The sequence below is a fragment of the Staphylococcus sp. MI 10-1553 genome (assembly GCF_010365305.1).
In the GTDB taxonomy this organism is placed as follows: domain Bacteria; phylum Bacillota; class Bacilli; order Staphylococcales; family Staphylococcaceae; genus Staphylococcus.
This window is the reverse complement of the sequence record NZ_CP048279.1, coordinates 2,286,798-2,304,022: the sequence shown is the minus strand read 5'-3', so window position 1 is coordinate 2,304,022 and position 17,225 is coordinate 2,286,798. Positions and strand designations below refer to the sequence as shown.

Genomic DNA, 17,225 nt, shown 5'->3' with positions numbered 1-17,225 from the left:
TGTTCAAATTTTATTGAATGTATATTTATAAATTGATTGAAAAAGGAGATTTATCATTATGCCAATTATTACTGATGTATACGCTCGCGAAGTATTAGACTCACGCGGTAACCCTACAGTTGAGGTAGAAGTATTAACAGAAAGTGGTGCGTTCGGTCGCGCATTAGTGCCATCAGGTGCATCAACTGGTGAACACGAAGCCGTAGAATTACGTGACGGCGATGCGGATCGTTACTTAGGTAAAGGTGTAGAAAAAGCAGTTGAAAACGTAAACGAAATAATTGCACCAGAATTAATCGAAGGCGAGTTCTCAGTATTAGAACAAGTTTCAATCGATAAAATGATGATTCAATTAGATGGTACTGCAAACAAAGGTAAATTAGGTGCCAATGCGATTTTAGGTGTTTCTATTGCAGTTGCGCGTGCAGCAGCAGACTTCTTAGGTCAACCTTTATACAAATATTTAGGTGGATTCAATGCAACAGTATTACCAACACCAATGATGAACATTGTTAACGGTGGTTCTCACTCAGACGCACCAATCGCATTCCAAGAGTTCATGATTTTGCCAGTGGGTGCTGAGTCGTTCAAAGAAGCTTTACGTTGGGGCGCTGAAGTATTCCACGCATTAGCTAAAATCTTGAAAAAACGCGGTTTAGTGACTGCAGTAGGTGATGAAGGTGGATTCGCGCCTAAATTCGAAGGGACTGAAGATGGCGTAGAAACAATTCTTGAAGCAATCAAAGCAGCTGGTTTAGAGCCAGGTAAAGACGTATTCTTAGGTTTTGACTGTGCATCATCTGAGTTTTATGAAAACGGTATATATGACTACACTAAATTTGAAGGTGAAAATGCAGCGAAACTGACTGCTGAAGAACAAGTAGACTACTTAGAACAACTTGTTAACAAATACCCAATCATTACTATTGAAGATGGTATGGACGAAAACGACTGGGAAGGTTGGAAGTTATTAACTGAACGTATCGGTGACCGTGTTCAATTAGTAGGTGACGACTTATTCGTAACAAACACTGAAATCTTATCTAAAGGTATCGAGCAAGGTATCGGTAACTCAATCTTAATCAAAGTCAACCAAATCGGTACTTTAACTGAAACATTTGAAGCAATCGAAATGGCACAAAAAGCAGGTTACACTGCAGTTGTATCACACCGTTCAGGTGAAACAGAAGATACAACAATTGCTGACATCGCTGTTGCAACAAATGCTGGACAAATCAAAACAGGTTCATTATCACGTACAGACCGTATTGCGAAATACAACCAATTGTTACGTATTGAAGATGACCTTTACGAAACAGCTAAATATGAAGGTTTACAATCATTCTACAACTTAAGCAAATAATTAGATAACACAAGTAAGAGAGGTTAGGACATCACGTTCTAACCTCTTTTTTAATTGTTTAATATTTAATTTTCTGAATTTACAGTATATAATTAAAATAGAGGCTTCAGAATTATATATAGCAACAAAACCTATGATCAAATATAAAATAAGAGGTCTATTATATCGAGTAGTAACTGTTAAAACAGAATATAAATTAAATGTAGAGTACTTGTGAGGTTAGTATTATGATTTCAATGTTAAAACAAAGGGATTTCTTGAGCTTATTTAGCGGAAGTTTTATTTCAAACTTAGGAGATGCTATGGCTAATCTGTTTTTAGTTTGGCTCATATATGCTATGACAAATCAACCTGTATATATTGCTATAGCGTTACTTTGTTTAGAGATACCTTCAATTATATTGGCTCCATTAATTGGGTATATGATTGATAAAAATATCAAGTTAATAACCTATGTGTCCTTTTTATCAAGAGCAATTGTGTTTTTTATCATACCGATATCATTATATTATGGCAATATATATACGGTATTCTTTTTATTATGTGTTTCCGGCGCATTTTCATCAGCTAATGATATATTATCTAATATTTTATTACCTAAAGTCGTTAAGAAAAATGAGTTAATATCAGCTAATAGCATACTTTATATTCAATTTGACATCGCGCTTATTTTAGGGCCAATGATTTCCGGCGTTTTTTTGAGTTTTCATTACAATAGTATCGGATTTATTATTAATGCAATGACATTTTTAATTTCTCTATTGCTATTTTTAAAACTCATCAATAAGTTGGATATTGAAAAATCTAGAGACATAAAAGAAAAAGATGTTTCAAACCATTACAGCTTGAAAAACATTTTTAAAGGGAGTCATGTTTTATCATTGTTAATCAATAACTCATTTTGGAATTTATTGATATGGGGTGTATATCCTGTTGTAATACCTATATTGATTAAGAACGAAATAAGTGATAATCCAATCATATTTTCCTTATTTTCATCTCTTTTATCTTTAGGTATAGTGATAGGGAGTATACTCGTTTCTAAATTGAAAGTTAAAAGTAGTCGGAAATTTATAGATTTTTCCATTATCGCCCATGGAGTCGTATTTTTTATTATAGGTGTATCCCATAATGTACTTTTCTTTCTTTTGTTAGCATTATTATTTGGCATTATTTCCGTTCCAGCAATGATATTTTCCAAGACTTATATTCAAGAAAATATACCTGAGCAAAATCAAGGGAGGATATTTTCTTTGTACTATTCGTTCAGTACAGCTGGTTACCCTATAGGTTTAGCATTATCTGGATTAATAGTGAATATGATAGGTGTAAGGTATAGCATTCTTACTTCATCAGCAATACTCATCATCGTTGTTGCTTTTTCGGTGATTATGAGAAGTTTTAACGTAAATATTAAACAATCAATCTAAATCAGCTGTATTTTCTTTGTTTTACAATGTCATAAAATATGTTTTGACATTATTAGTTCTGATTTCAATAGTCATGAGCATTATGCAATTAGAGAGTATCAGTGCGATATTTTCAATGATAGACTGAATCGCATTACTCTGGATATTTATTATCACTTTTAAGCGTGGTTTTGTGGCGCATGCCGAATAAGCACTGGTTTTGTCGCTAATTCGTTTATTACATTGAAACAAGTGTATTCAACATAGGTTTTCTTTCATTGTTTCAAACTGTTATAATAGGCTTATATGATATAGAAGGAGCAAAGAAATGCCACAATTACAAGACACGGAGTTACGTGCCCAACATACAGGAAAGTTACTGGCTTATCTGTCGTTTTTATTCGCTGTTTGTTTAGTGATCCATCAAGTCGTGATCGTGGATGGTCAAGTCGTGACGTATATGCTTGAACATTCGGGTAATAAAGCGACTGAAAATAGTATTAATGCGATTAACAACAGTCTGCGTTACATCGGTATTCTTTACATACTCGCGAATGCAGCTGGCGTGGTCGCATTAAAAAATCAACATCCTTATTTATGGTGGTTTATGTTAGCGGTCTTCGTTTCGCAAATTTTCAACGCGTTACTGAATCCACCGATACTTTACACAGCGATTTTTCATGTGAAAGGTTTCTTCGGTTTAATCCCATATGCGGTAGTGATGATTGGATCACTTGTACTTGCAGTGATGATGGTTAAGGTAAGTGTCAAGCGCAAGTCCACGTTTAATCGATAAAGCTTGTTGTGAATCGTTTAAATATATGATAAAATAGCTTTCGTATATGATGAATGGAGGACAGTCTGATGCATAGTTTTTTCGTAGTATTACTCATTATTGACTGTATCGCGCTCATCACTGTTGTTTTATTACAAGAAGGTAAAAGCAATGGCTTATCAGGTGCCATTAGTGGTGGTGCTGAACAATTATTTGGTAAACAAAAACAACGTGGTGTAGATTTATTTTTGCATAGATTGACAATTGTACTTTCGATTATTTTCTTTGTATTAATGTTAGGTATCAGTTACTTCAATATGTAGAGTCCGGCCGTTGAAAAGTCGGACTTTTTTGTTTGTGTACACCGTGTCAAACCGATAAAATAGAGTGTATGAGTTATTGAAAGGACGAGAGTTTACCGATGAAGATTCAATTACCGAAACCTTTCTTTTTTGAGGAAGGGAAACGTGCAGTGTTATTATTACACGGTTTTACTGGCAACAGTTCAGATGTCAGACAATTAGGGCGCTTTTTACAGAAAAAAGGGTACACGTCTTATGCGCCTCATTATGAAGGGCATGCGGCACCACCTGAAGAAATTTTACAATCGAGTCCCCACGTTTGGTATAAAGATGTGCTCGATGGTTATGAATTTTTAGTGGAACAAGGTTATGACGAAATCGCCGTCGCTGGTTTATCATTAGGTGGCGTTTTTGCATTAAAACTAAGCTTAAATCGCACTGTAAAGGGTATTGTAACGATGTGCTCACCGATGTACATTAAAACTGAAGGGACAATGTATGAAGGTGTGTTAGACTATGCCCGCCAATTTAAAAAATATGAAGGTAAAGATGACGAGACGATTGAGCGCGAAATGGCAGCGTTTCATCCGACTGACACATTGAGAGAGTTACAAGGGACGATTCAAGAAGTGCGTGACAGTGTGGATGAAGTGATTGATCCTATTTTAGTGATACAAGCCGAACAAGATGAGATGATTAACCCAGATTCTGCCAACGTCATTTATGATGAAGTGATGTCGGACGAAAAACGAATTTCTTGGTACAAAGAATCAGGTCACGTCATCACTATTGATAAAGAAAAAGAAGCAGTATTTGAAGATGTTTATCAATTTTTAGAGTCGTTAGATTGGTCTGAATAAAGAGGCGATAACATATATATTTTAACTATTTTATAAAAAGAAAGGAGGAGCAAAATGAATTTAAAAGAAGAGATTATAGCAATTATCAAAAGTGCAGACTATGAACCCATGTCTGTATCTGACTTCCAAGATGCATTAGGACTAAGTAGTGCGGATTCATTTCGTGCCCTTATTAAGATTTTGGTAGAGTTAGAACAAACAGGAATGGTGACGCGTACGAAACAAGACCGTTATCAAAAACAACAACAGAAGACAAATTCAGGTTTAGTGAGAGGGACGTTAAGCCAAAATAAAAAGGGGTTTGCCTTTTTACGTCCGGATGACAACGAAATGGAAGACATCTTTATTCCACCGACAAAAATCAACCGTGCGATGGATGGCGACGTCGTATTAGTAGAAGTGAAGAAGTCGCGTGGTGATTTCCGTAAAGGCAAGTTCGAAGGTGAAGTGAAGGCAATCGAATCCCACTCAATTAAACAAGTTGTCGGTACATTTTCTGAAGCGCGTCACTTCGGTTTCGTTGTGCCTGATGATAAACGTATTATGCAAGATATCTTCGTGCCAAAAGGTCAAGAACTCGGTGCGGTAGAAGGTCATAAAGTGTTAGTGCAGATCACGCAATACTCTGATGGTACGAACAGTCCAGAGGGTCAAATTTCAGCGATTTTAGGCCATAAAAATGATCCTGGTGTTGATATTTTATCGATCATTTACCAACATGGCATAGAAATTGAGTTTCCTGATGATGTATTGAAAGAAGCAGAAGATGTACCTGAAACGATTCAACCAGATGAACTTAAAGGGCGTCGTGACTTAAGAGATGAACTGACGATAACGATCGATGGCGCAGATGCGAAAGACTTAGATGATGCCATTGCTGTGAAAAAGCTAGGCAATGGCAACACGGAATTGACGGTCAGCATTGCGGACGTGAGCTATTATGTCACAGAAGGTTCGGCGTTAGACCGTGAAGCGTATGACCGCGCAACAAGTGTCTATTTAGTCGATCGTGTGATTCCGATGATTCCACACCGATTGAGTAACGGTATTTGTTCGTTAAATCCTGAGGTGGACCGTTTAGCGATGAGTTGTCGAATGGAAATTGATGCACAAGGCCAAGTGGTCAAACACGAGATTTTTGAAAGTGTGATTCATTCTAATGCACGTATGACTTATGACGCTGTGAATCGGATCATGACAGACAAAGATGCAGCGACAAGAGCACAATATCCAGAAATCGTGCCGATGTTAGATTTAGCCCAAACGTTATCGCAACAATTGATTGCTATGCGTAAAAAGCGTGGCGAGATCGACTTTGATATTAAAGAAGCGAAAGTCATCGTGAATGAGGAAGGTATTCCGAAAGAAGTCGTCACGCGTGAACGTGGTGAAGGTGAACGTTTAATCGAATCATTTATGTTGATTGCGAACGAAACAGTGGCAGAGCATTTCAATAAAATGGAAGTGCCATTCATTTACCGCATTCACGAACAGCCGAAGTCAGAACGTCTCCGTCAGTTCTTTGATTTTATTACGAACTTTGGCATTATGGTGAAAGGAACAGGCGAAGATATTCATCCGAGCACACTTCAAAACATTAATGAAGAAATTGCTGGACGCCCGGAAGACATGGTCATTTCAACGATGATGTTACGTTCAATGCAACAAGCACGTTATGATGCCGATAACTTAGGACATTTCGGCTTAGCAGCAGATTATTATACGCATTTTACGTCACCAATTCGTCGTTATCCAGACTTGATTGTTCATCGTTTAGTGCGTAAATATTTGATCGAAAAGTCAATGGATGGCCGTGCAATGCATGAATGGGAAGACAAGCTGCCACAAATTGCTGAGCATACATCAAATCGTGAACGTCGTGCCATTGATGCAGAACGTGATACAGATGAACTGAAAAAAGCAGAGTTCATGATTCAACATATTGGCGATGAATTTGAAGGTGTCATTAGTTCTGTCGCGAATTTTGGTATGTTTGTAGAATTGCCAAACACGATTGAAGGTATGGTCAACATGCAAAATATGTCTGATGACTATTACCATTTTGATGAGCGTCAAATGGCATTGATTGGTGAACGAAAAGCAAAAGTTTACCGCATTGGTGATGTCGTGAAAGTTAAAGTCATTCACGTCGATGTGGATGAACGTCAAATCGATTTCCAAATTGTAGGGATGCCGATTGATGTGGGCTCGAAACGTGAAAGAGAGCCACGCGGTAAAACAATTCAAGCGAAGACAAAAGGCAATCAATTTGAGAAAAATGATAAAAAGAAAAAGCGTAAATCACGTAAAGGTAAGAATGCCAGACAACGTGAAAAATCAGGTAATACACAACATAAGCCGTTTTATAAAGGTAAAAAAGTGAAGAAAAAGGCACGTAAAAAGAAAAAAATAATTTGAGGTGAAACCAATGCCAAAAAAATCAGGAAAAGGCACATTAGCAGAAAATCGTAAAGCGCGCCATGACTATAACATCGAGGACACGATTGAAGCGGGCATTGCGTTACAAGGGACTGAAATTAAATCGATTCGTCGTGGGAGTGCCAATTTAAAAGATAGTTATGCACAAGTGAAACATGGCGAAATCTTCTTGCATAATATGCATATTGCGCCTTATGAAGAGGGCAACCGATTTAATCATGATCCGCTACGTGTACGTAAACTGTTACTACACAAACGTGAGATTTTGAAGTTAGGCGAGCGTACACGTGAGATTGGTTATTCAATCATTCCGCTCAAACTCTATCTAAAACATGGAAATTGCAAAGTATTATTAGGTGTTGCACGTGGTAAGAAAAAATATGATAAGCGTCAATCATTAAAAGAAAAAGCGGTTCAACGTGATATGGACCGTGCGATGAAACAAAAATATTAAGAATTTGCGAAGTATGTCAATTTTTGATATGATATAATGTGCTTTCATATAACGGAAGCACATTGAATACTATGGGGACGTTTATGGATTCGACAGGGGTCCCCCGAGCTCATGAAGCGTGTCGGAGGGTTGTCTTCGTTACCAACACATCAGTTTATAATAACTGGCAAAACTAACAATAACTTCGCAGCAGCTGCCTAAGCGCACTCTGCATCACCTAACAGCATCGCCTATGTGCTGTTAACGTGATTCAACTTGAGTAGGATACGCTCGTCACTGCCGTTTGAAGTCTGGCGAGAAGAGATGAATCAAACTAGCATCATGTTGGCTGTCTATCGCCTTGCGTGATGTGAAATTGAACGATAGACTACACACGTAGAAACATTTGTATCAGGACCTCTGGACGCGGGTTCAAATCCCGCCGTCTCCACTACATATAAAGTGATTGCTAATATTTAGATTTTAAAAACACCTTACAAACATTGATGTATTAACGTTTGTAAGGTGTTTTTCATTATTTTTGATATTTTGGTGATTTAATGGTCAAAATATATACGTTGACCAAAGAAACTGACCATCAATAATTTTTCATGATTGTGCTTACTTTGGCTCTTCTTCAATCACTACATATAAAGCTAGCACCTTGTAATAACAGGGTTTTTGAAAAGCAAGTGTCGATAAAGTGTCAAGAGTGTATGACGCTAACACATCGACCTTGCTTTTTTGTGTGGAAAGAAAGTGGTAATTTGTTGTGAAAGCTATCATTTTATGAAAATGACCAATGTTATAAAATGAATGTTCATCCCAAAAATCGAGGGAAGCATGATGAAATAGAGGATGACTGGGTAAAGGTTTTCGTATTGTTATTAATTTTTGTTTTTAACAAGTTGATATTTTTATATATTTAAATTATTATAAGTTGTATAGGTATACTTGAGAATGTAGAATAGGGGAGAACACTATGAACAAGAAACGATTTGTTATAAGTATATTTTGTAGCGTTACATTCATACTCATGATGGCAAGTGGGTCTGTTGCTTTAGCAGAGCGTTCACCAGACCCCACACCAGATCAATTGCACAAATCAAGCGAATTTGCAGGAGTAATGGGGAACATGAGATATTTGTATGAAGATGATTTTATATCAGACCAAAATGTTAAATCTATCGATAGTTTTTTAGCACATGATTTAATCTTCAATATAAAAAATCCTAAGTCGCAAAGTAATCAACTAGTTAAGACCGAATTCTTGAGTAAAGAGTTAGCTGGAAAATATAGAAATCAACATGTAGATATTTTTGGCACAAATTATTATGCGAGATGTTATTACTCTGCACAAGAAAAAGATAATAATGAAACTAAGAACAAAACTTGTATGTATGGAGGTTTGACTGACTATAAAGGCAATCATTTTGATAATAATGAATCACAATCGGTTGTGATACAAGTTTATGAAGACAATCGGCATACTTTATCTTTTGACATACAAACCGACAAGAAACTTGTAACGGCGCAAGAACTTGATGTGAAAGCTAGAAATTTTTTGGTTAAGAAATTAAAATTATATGACGATCGAAGTTCACCATACGAAACAGGGTATATCAAGTTTATTGAATATAACGGCGATTCCTTTTGGTATGATATGATGCCCCCACCTGGCAATTCTTTTGATCAATCTAAGTATTTAATGATATATGCTGATAATAAGACTGTTGACTCTAAAAGTGTAAAAATTGAAGTTCATTTAACAAAGAAATAAAGGCCATTGTTGATGGTTGAGTTTTGAAAGCAGGCATTTCGGTGCTTGCTTTTTGATTGAACAAGGAATGGAGAAGGACTTGTTTTTTTAATGACGAGAGGAATTTTTTTATTAAATTGTTAGTTTATGTTCAGCGTCTTTTTCAAGGTCTATATTTGCCAAGACTATAATGTTTTCTTTAGGAATCATATCGAAATCCACTTTATCTCATATTTTTAGAAGTACATACTAAAAAATCATACTCATTAAATAGTGGAATTTATAACTATTATTTTGTTTGAGCAAAATATAGTGTAAAATATCGTTGAAATAAATGAAATCGATAAGTATGAAAGGCGCATTTCATGATTAATGCTATCAATCATATCACATATTCTGTTTCGGATTTAAGAAATTCTATTAAGTTCTATAAAGATATCTTAAAAGCGCCATTATTAGTTGAAGGGGAGCACACAGCCTATTTTACCTAGCAGGTGTTTGGTTAGCGCTAAATGAGGAAAAGAATATACCTAGAAAAGAGATAAGTCAATCATCGTACACACATATTGCTTTTTCGATAAGTGAAAGTGACTTTGACAGTTGGTACTACTGGCTAAAGAATAATCAAGTGAATATACTAAAGGGTAGAGAAAGAAATATTAAAGACAAGCAATCGATTTATTTTACAGATCCTGACGGTCATAAAATAGAACTACATACCGGTACTTTACAAGAGCGTTTAGATTATTATCAACAAGAAAAGCAACATATGAAATTTTTTAAGCATTAACTACGAATCACATTTAATAAGGAAGTGAAGGTACTGTTAATACGCAATTATTTGAAGGAGGCATTGAATGATTGAATACGAATGGAAACATTTGAAAAGTGAAAATCGGGAAAGTGGACGTTTTTTTGAGGTTTTACATCCAGATTTTAAAGAGTTTGACATGTCGGGAAAAGTGTATGATAAGAACGATTTTGAAGGTATTGAATTACATGTGGCTGAATATGAAATAAGTGATTTTCTAGTTTATCATTTAGCAGAAGATTGTAGATTATGTACATATACTTTAGTAGATCAAACGCAGCACATTAAGACAAATAGAGCATCAATATGGAAAATTTATGAAGGTGATTGGAAGTTATTGTTTCATCAAGGAACAGAGAAACGAGCGCCTTCTTAACATGGAAAAAGCAGCTAAGACTTTGAGAAAAGTTAGATGCGCTTTTATTTATTTTTAGCTGAAAATATAGTATTGAATTGGACTTATTTCAACTTTGAATTTGCTGGTTTAAGTTGTTTTTTTAATATGTAGACAACTATGAAATAGCCTTACTGTGTCAAAATGGCTTTTATCCTATCTTTATCTGACCAGTTTAATATTGAGAGATGTTCATGTTCTGCTGTTTGGCGAGCTTTAGCTGGAATTGGATACTCAACGTCATTTGCGACGATGAACATTTGAGGGTTAGTCCGTTTCTATGAAGTCTATGATGTTTAACATCTCTAAACATGAATGCATCATTCGTAACTTTATTGAAATCGAGACGATTCGCAAAATTAATTAGTTTTTCAGGCTGAGATTTTGTTCCTGGCAAAATGAAATCAACGAAATATTTGATTCCTGATTCTCCTGAAACTGAAACTTTTGCTGAACCTAGAATCTCTTCGCTGTATAAAAAATCAAATACCTCTTCATAAAAGAGACGCGACACATTTGACTTTGTCGTGAATGTTAAATCACATATTATTATAATCCCTTGTATCAAGTTGTGTTTTGATTGAGCGAAACTATCATTTTTGACAAGAGCGACAATTTCTTCTCCAACTAAAACGAGGTTAAATTGGTTTAACACATTTGGGATGAGTCTACTTCTGGCTTTTGTATGTACATCAATGCCTGCGAGCTCGATTTCATTCATCGTTAAACTGTCGTCAGATAATCGAATGTCGTTATTAGGCAATACCTCAAGATATATTCTAATATAATCATTTAAATGGTTGATAAACGGTGTCGATATTTCTGTTGAATCTTCTAATTCTTTGTATTTGTAATTTTGTTTCAACCATTTAAAATATTCATTCATTTTTTGTTCAATCATTTCCATATATAATTCACTCCTTTCTGCTTTAAAGTGATTTTGGCTTGATGATGATATTGTCATTTTTTCTTTTAGTATAATCCATAAAAAAATCTAGAGCATCTATCATCTCGTTCATCAGTTCAATATTTTGTATTTCGTGTATATGAATCAAATGGTGCTGAATTTGCTCTCCAACACTGAGTAAGTTTATAATATTTTTTTGAAGACCTTTATATTACGCATTAATTGTTCGTATATTTCTTTTTCCATAGTCATTCTCCTTTATTAATGTTTCGTTGTGATTTGCTTATGCGGGGCGTATTGGCTTGAAAAATAGTAGCTGCAACTTGTCGTATGATTTGGAAAAATGAGTTTAAAATGTAGTCAATAAAAGGCTTGAGATAAATGTAGGTTGATTGAATGGGGGCTTAAGGCGACTGGAATATTTACAACAATAATATATTGCGCTTCTTATATTTGCAAGTCACAATATGAGGGATTGAAGTGCGCTTGAAATGATTTAAGTCACTCAAAATTAAAGGCGTATTATGACCTAAATAACGACATCTATTGCTTGAAAGATGTAGGGTTTATGTAAAGTCATCACAAGTTTATGATTTCACAATAGCGTTGTACGATAAAAATATATAATCATTTTTAAAATAGATATATTTCATGGTACACTCTATACAATACAATTGCTCAAATGTGTCAATATAGGGACATATCATTAAACAGCGAAGTATTACATCAACACTTCAATTCTCCTAATTTGATGATACCTTTAGTGATTAACGCTTCAGTTAATGAATAGGGAAAGGTGGAGAATGATAGAGGAGTAGAACAAATGTGAACAAAAGAAAAATATCTCGACTCACTTATTTCATCATAAGTGTCACTATTATTGTCATATTCGCAAGTGGTTTTTATTTATATCATCAGTTTAAACTTTTGAATGAAGAGGACCAATTCACGTTAGAGGATAGGGCGCAACATCAAAAGCAACATACGCCTGAGAAAACAGAGGAAATTCAACCCCTTAAGACGGTCGCTGATCAACAAAATCCTGTATACAAAACGATTGATCAATATTTACAAAGTGTACAATTCAACGGAACGATAGCCGTGTTTGAAGATGGCAAGTTAAAAATGGATAAGGGATACGGCTATCAAGATTTTGAAAGCCAAAAGAGAAATAGTCCGAATACGATTTATTTGATTGGATCTGCCCAAAAGTTTTTAACGGGAATGATTGTTAAAAAGTTGGAAATTGAAAATAAAATCCATGTTGAAGATTCTGTAACTAAGTACATCCCTGATTTTCAATTACCGCAAGATATTACGATTCAAGATTTATTGCGACATCAAAGTGGTTTGTACAAATACCAAGGTTCAGATGATATTTCTGATTTAGATGGTGCAATTAAAGCCATTGAAGCGCGAGGCATTGACTCTAATTTTTATCATAAGCATTTATACAATGATGCCAATTATCTGGTGCTTGCGAAGGTCATCGAAAATGTAACAGGGCAATCCTATGTTCAAAATTATTATCGTTATATTGGGAATCCTTTTAAACTGATGCACTCTGCTTTCTTTAATGATCCACGTTATGAAGCGGATATGGCAAAAGGTTATCGATTCGACAAAAAGACACAAAGTTTAGTTTACCAAAAGCCTCACTATTTAGATCAATATTATGGTGCAGGAAATTTATATATGTCAGCGCATGATATGGGCGTTTTAGTCAGAAAGTTACAAACGAATCGCGTACTGCCTGAAAAAGTCACTTTCCCATATTTACATGAATTGTTGACGCAACGTTACCCCGAAAAATATCGTTATGGATTTTATGTATACAATAATTTTAATCGCATTAATGGTATTTTCTTTGGTCAAATTTTTACGACCTACTTTAATGATAAGTACATTATTGTGTTAGCGACGAATAACGAACAACCAAAACCGAACAACAATGAAGAATGTATCAAACATATTTATTTTAATATTTTAAATCAAGGGGCGATTATCAATCAGCCTGGTGTCACAGTGCCAGTACCGAAATCGCCATAAATCAACTCAATAAAAACGCAATGAATCTCATTATATAAGGTTCGTTGCGTTTCTTATTATATTTTCATGATAGCACTTTGAAGCAAATAAGGTTGTTCATATTTCAGGGTAAGGTGCTGGATAAATTGGATACACGTGTCATATGTCGCTGCTTGCATGTCAAGTTGCTTGAGTAAAGTGATATACCTTTCTTTTTCTGATGGTGTAGCGATTTTTTTGAAATAGCCCCACAAATGTTGAAATGTATTCATAAATGCGGAATGTTCAATAGGGTTTGTTAAAATTTCTTGAATAGTTACTTCAATCGTTTTAAAAGAGGTACCTTGTTTAATCAATGTTTGAATCGTTTGATAGTCTTTATAGTTGCGCATCATCACGTTATATTTTTGATAACGCCAAATATGATGAATTCTCGTCGTTTCTTTCATTTTGCACCTCTTATGTATTATATATGAGCCAATGATCCTCGATGTAATGACCATTAATCTTACGTGCATTTTCTTCTAAAGCTAGAAATTCGAATCCAAAGTTATCATAAAAAATTTTTGCGGCAATGTTGTTCGATGCTACAGAGATGAAGATGTTTTCAATGCCATTCTCTTTGGCGTGGGGAATGAGGACTTCTAATAATTGTTGGGCAATCCCTTCATTTCGATATTGAGGTACAACATATAAATGCTCAATCACTGCTTTATGGCGTTTCGTAAGCTGTAAATTGTAGTTGAGCTGAATGAAACCTACTAATGTGTTACCATCAAATGCACCTAGTAGAACTGCGCGTGCTTGATTATCCGGGTGAAATAAAGCATCGATGTCTTCAAGTGTCAGTTCAATTTCATAATGATTGGGATTTGTTTCGATGAGTTGCACGTCGTTGATGAGTTGCTTAAATTGACTCAAATCGTTGCGTGTCAATATTTTTATCATTGTGCCACCTCCAGTTTACTTCAATCCGATATCTCACTATTAATCATAAACAAATAAAATTGTAAATTCAACGTTATTTAAGAATCTTCTGAATTTAAAAAATACATTTATAAAAAGAATGCCGTTTATCATTATTAAAATATAGCTTTAAATCTATATCCATATCGTGTCGTGTTTAAAAATAGTGTTAATAAGCAGGGCAAGTTAAAAATATGACATAAATGAGTAAATAGAATTCGATATAACATCAACAACAATGACGTATGTGAATGACTTGATGCACCATTTATCGTAATGAAAAGAGCAATCCCACTATGAAAGTAGCATTGCTCTTGGTGATTGCTGGCTGAGTCTCGATTTGTGAGACGACAATGCCTCGGGAATTGAGATTCTACCTAGCAATCCTTTATTGATATATTAAGAAAACGATTTAATCTTCAACTGTCACATTCATATTAAATTCAATATTGCCATTTGTTGCTTTTGAATATGGACAGAATGCATGTGCTTCCTCTAAGCATTTCTCTGCATCTTCTTGTGACATATTTTTAACTCTTGCTTGAATGTTTACACCTAACATTGGACTTTCAGAATTAGGATCGTCCATTAATTTCACTGTTAAATCAACAACTGGTTCAGCTTTACGGAAACCATTACGTTTTAAAATTAAATCAAAAGCTCCATTAAAGCACGACGCATAACCAGTCGCAAATAATTGCTCAGGATTTGTTTCGTCCTCTTTTGCGTTATCTGGTGGTGCTAATCTAAATTCTAATTTATTGTCATCTGTTTGGACGTGACCTTTACGTCCGCCAGTGTTTGTTGCAGTTGTTTGATAAATAATACCCATTATGAATGCCTCCTTGTTTGTAATACTTCATGCTATTATTTACCCGATGAAATAGTTTTTAATCATCACACCTTTTCAAGACAAATAGAATAGGATATAGTTATTTTATTCAGAATTAACTGACATTTGCAGTGGGAGGAATGAACAATGACAAAAATTTTAGTATTTGATGTAAGGGAAGACGAGTTACCAGCGTTAGAACAATGGAAAGCAGCTCATCAAGATGAAGTTGAGGTGACATTGATTGAAGCGCAACTAGATGAGTCATATTTAACACAATTGGCGGATGTAGATGGTATTTCCATTTCACAAACGACGCCATTTGACAGTCGATTTTATAAAGAGATTGCAGAAAATGGGATTTTTCATATCGCTCAACGTTCGGCAGGATACGATCAGTTTGATTTAGAGGCGGCAAATCTTGAAAATGTTAAAATTAGTAATGTACCAAGTTATTCGCCACAATCGATTGCTGAATTCGCTGTGACACGTACGTTAGAGTTAGTGAGACATACGGCACAAATTGACCGCAACATGGCTCAAAATGATTTTACGTGGAATTTAAATCTACAAGGTCGTACGGTGGAATCATTAAAAATTGGTGTGTTAGGCACCGGACGTATTGGAAGTCGTGCAGCCAAAATATTTAAAGGGTTTGGTTCAGAAGTTTTAGCCTATGATATTGCACCGGATGAAGCGCTAAAGGATATCGTTACATATGTAGACAGTCTCGAAACACTTATTTCACAAGTAGACGTATTGACGCTTCATATTCCTGGTTCTAAAGGAAATCATTATTTAATTAATGAAGCGGTTTTAAAACAAGCGAAACCGGGATTATTACTCATTAATGCCGCACGTGGTAGTGTAGTGGACACGAAAGCGTTAATCCGCAGTTTAGAAGCGGGTCATGTCGCAGGGGTTGCCATTGATACGTATGAAAATGAAGGGGCTTACTTCAGACATGACTGGGGTGGCCGTGAATTAGAGGATGAGACTTTAAAGGCACTATTGAATCATGAAAAAGTATTGCTCTCACCGCATGTCGCATTTTATACTGATGAGGCTGTGAAAAACTTAGTCGATATTCCATTAGATGATGTTTTATCATTTATTCGTACTCGACAAGCAGAAAATATTGTTAATCCATAAAGAGAAAAAGGTGAAACAGAGTTGAAAACACAAATTGTTGCGAGCTTAATGCCTTTAAACCCTACGTTGACGACTGAAGAATTGCACCATATCGAAAGTTACGCGAATGACTTCGATATTCTTGAGTTGCGCATCGACGGGATATCCAATTGTGAAATAGCAATCATTAAAGAGATGATTCAACAAATTGTCGCACTTCCGGTTACATTTGAATTGCTTGTGACGTATCGAACGTCTCAACAAGGAGGCAAGGGCACATTATCAACGGATGCGTATTTGCAGTTATTGCGTCAGTTAGCCACATTAGACAAGATCGATTTCATTGATATTGAATGGGAGCCCAATCAAGATGACCGTGGTCAAGTGGTTGAAGCCATTCATCAAGGAGGGAAAGTGTCGATTGCTTCTTATCATAATTTTGAAAAGACACCTACGATAGAGGTGCTTAAGAAGACGTATTATCATATGTCGAAACTGGGTGCCAACCATTTAAAAATTGCGGTGATGCCTAAGACACAACAAGATGTATTAACATTGTTACAAGCATTGAGTGAGGCAAATGAAGCATTACAACAATGGGTGACTGGGATTTCGATGGGGCAACTCGGACTTATTTCTAGAACGGCACAAAACACGTTCGGTGGCGCGTTGTCTTATGGTGCATTGTCTGACAGTATCGCACCAGGTCAACTTCATGTACAAACGTTAGCACAAGTATTGCCGCTATACAGTATATTTGAAAGTTAAAATACTGTCGTTTATAATTGATAATGATTATCAATAATAGAGGGGTAG

The 17,225-nt window shown here is 35.5% G+C and carries 15 protein-coding genes, 1 other RNA gene and 2 pseudogenes; 14 read left to right on the top strand and 4 right to left on the bottom strand.

Translation table 11 applies throughout. The features are described 5' to 3' along the window. The first annotated feature begins 58 nt into the window (after positions 1–58). The 11 genes and pseudogenes from eno to GZH82_RS10830 all read left to right on the top strand — a co-directional run bounded on the left by eno (position 59) and on the right by GZH82_RS10830 (position 10,527). Positions 59–1,363 carry a surface-displayed alpha-enolase gene (gene eno, locus GZH82_RS10880; RefSeq protein ID WP_162682492.1) on the top strand — a complete coding sequence of 435 codons (1,305 nt, stop codon included), beginning with the start codon at positions 59–61 and terminating at the stop codon, positions 1,361–1,363. Positions 1,364–1,590: 227 nt separating this feature from the next. Next, positions 1,591–2,793: an MFS transporter gene (locus tag GZH82_RS10875; RefSeq protein WP_162682491.1), complete on the top strand. Its 1,203-nt coding sequence runs from the start codon at positions 1,591–1,593 to the stop codon at positions 2,791–2,793. Positions 2,794–3,100: 307 nt separating this feature from the next. Continuing rightward, positions 3,101–3,568: a hypothetical protein gene (locus GZH82_RS10870; protein WP_162682490.1), complete on the top strand. Its 468-nt coding sequence runs from the start codon at positions 3,101–3,103 to the stop codon at positions 3,566–3,568. Positions 3,569–3,636: 68 nt separating this feature from the next. Beyond that, positions 3,637–3,870 (top strand): preprotein translocase subunit SecG, encoded by a 234-nt coding sequence (secG, locus tag GZH82_RS10865; protein WP_014614477.1) that lies wholly within the window; start codon positions 3,637–3,639, stop codon positions 3,868–3,870. 98 nt (positions 3,871–3,968) lie between these two features. Next, complete coding sequence (locus tag GZH82_RS10860) at positions 3,969–4,709, top strand: alpha/beta hydrolase (RefSeq protein WP_162682489.1); 741 nt, start codon at positions 3,969–3,971, stop codon at positions 4,707–4,709. 54 nt (positions 4,710–4,763) lie between these two features. Then, a complete protein-coding gene (gene rnr / locus GZH82_RS10855; RefSeq protein ID WP_162682488.1) occupies positions 4,764–7,127 on the top strand; it encodes a ribonuclease R in 2,364 nt (787 codons plus the stop codon). Between the two features lie 10 nt (positions 7,128–7,137). Next, positions 7,138–7,602 carry an SsrA-binding protein SmpB gene (gene smpB / locus GZH82_RS10850; RefSeq protein ID WP_162682487.1) on the top strand — a complete coding sequence of 155 codons (465 nt, stop codon included), beginning with the start codon at positions 7,138–7,140 and terminating at the stop codon, positions 7,600–7,602. Between the two features lie 73 nt (positions 7,603–7,675). Further along, positions 7,676–8,035, top strand: a transfer-messenger RNA (tmRNA) gene (gene ssrA, locus GZH82_RS10845). Between the two features lie 528 nt (positions 8,036–8,563). Continuing rightward, complete coding sequence (locus tag GZH82_RS10840) at positions 8,564–9,361, top strand: exotoxin (protein ID WP_162682486.1); 798 nt, start codon at positions 8,564–8,566, stop codon at positions 9,359–9,361. Positions 9,362–9,705: 344 nt separating this feature from the next. Next, positions 9,706–10,130: pseudogene (fosB, locus tag GZH82_RS10835) on the top strand (metallothiol transferase FosB). 67 nt (positions 10,131–10,197) lie between these two features. Continuing rightward, positions 10,198–10,527 (top strand): nuclear transport factor 2 family protein, encoded by a 330-nt coding sequence (locus GZH82_RS10830; protein ID WP_203232808.1) that lies wholly within the window; start codon positions 10,198–10,200, stop codon positions 10,525–10,527. A gap of 149 nt (positions 10,528–10,676) precedes the next feature. Here GZH82_RS10830 and GZH82_RS10825 read toward each other — a convergent pair. Beyond that, positions 10,677–11,452: pseudogene (locus tag GZH82_RS10825) on the bottom strand (DUF1828 domain-containing protein). 825 nt (positions 11,453–12,277) lie between these two features. Here GZH82_RS10825 and GZH82_RS10820 point away from each other — a divergent pair. Further along, the gene (locus tag GZH82_RS10820; RefSeq protein WP_162682485.1) at positions 12,278–13,501 is read left to right on the top strand and encodes a serine hydrolase domain-containing protein; all 1,224 of its coding nucleotides are present in this window, start codon (positions 12,278–12,280) and stop codon (positions 13,499–13,501) included. A gap of 56 nt (positions 13,502–13,557) precedes the next feature. Here the strand turns inward: GZH82_RS10820 and GZH82_RS10815 are convergent, their stop codons facing one another. The 3 genes from GZH82_RS10815 to GZH82_RS10805 form a co-directional block, all read right to left on the bottom strand. Then, the gene (locus tag GZH82_RS10815) at positions 13,558–13,929 is read right to left on the bottom strand and encodes a DUF1722 domain-containing protein (RefSeq protein WP_162682484.1); all 372 of its coding nucleotides are present in this window, start codon (positions 13,927–13,929) and stop codon (positions 13,558–13,560) included. 10 nt (positions 13,930–13,939) lie between these two features. Beyond that, on the bottom strand, positions 13,940–14,428 hold the full coding sequence (locus tag GZH82_RS10810) for a GNAT family N-acetyltransferase (protein WP_162682483.1): 489 nt from the start codon (positions 14,426–14,428) through the stop codon (positions 13,940–13,942). 430 nt (positions 14,429–14,858) lie between these two features. Next, positions 14,859–15,278 (bottom strand): Ohr family peroxiredoxin, encoded by a 420-nt coding sequence (locus GZH82_RS10805; RefSeq protein ID WP_162682482.1) that lies wholly within the window; start codon positions 15,276–15,278, stop codon positions 14,859–14,861. A gap of 147 nt (positions 15,279–15,425) precedes the next feature. Between GZH82_RS10805 and GZH82_RS10800 the strand changes: the two genes are divergently transcribed. Beyond that, a complete protein-coding gene (locus tag GZH82_RS10800) occupies positions 15,426–16,430 on the top strand; it encodes a D-2-hydroxyacid dehydrogenase (protein WP_162682481.1) in 1,005 nt (334 codons plus the stop codon). 21 nt (positions 16,431–16,451) lie between these two features. Further along, positions 16,452–17,177 carry a type I 3-dehydroquinate dehydratase gene (gene aroD, locus GZH82_RS10795; RefSeq protein WP_162682480.1) on the top strand — a complete coding sequence of 242 codons (726 nt, stop codon included), beginning with the start codon at positions 16,452–16,454 and terminating at the stop codon, positions 17,175–17,177. The last annotated feature ends 48 nt before the right edge of the window (positions 17,178–17,225 follow it).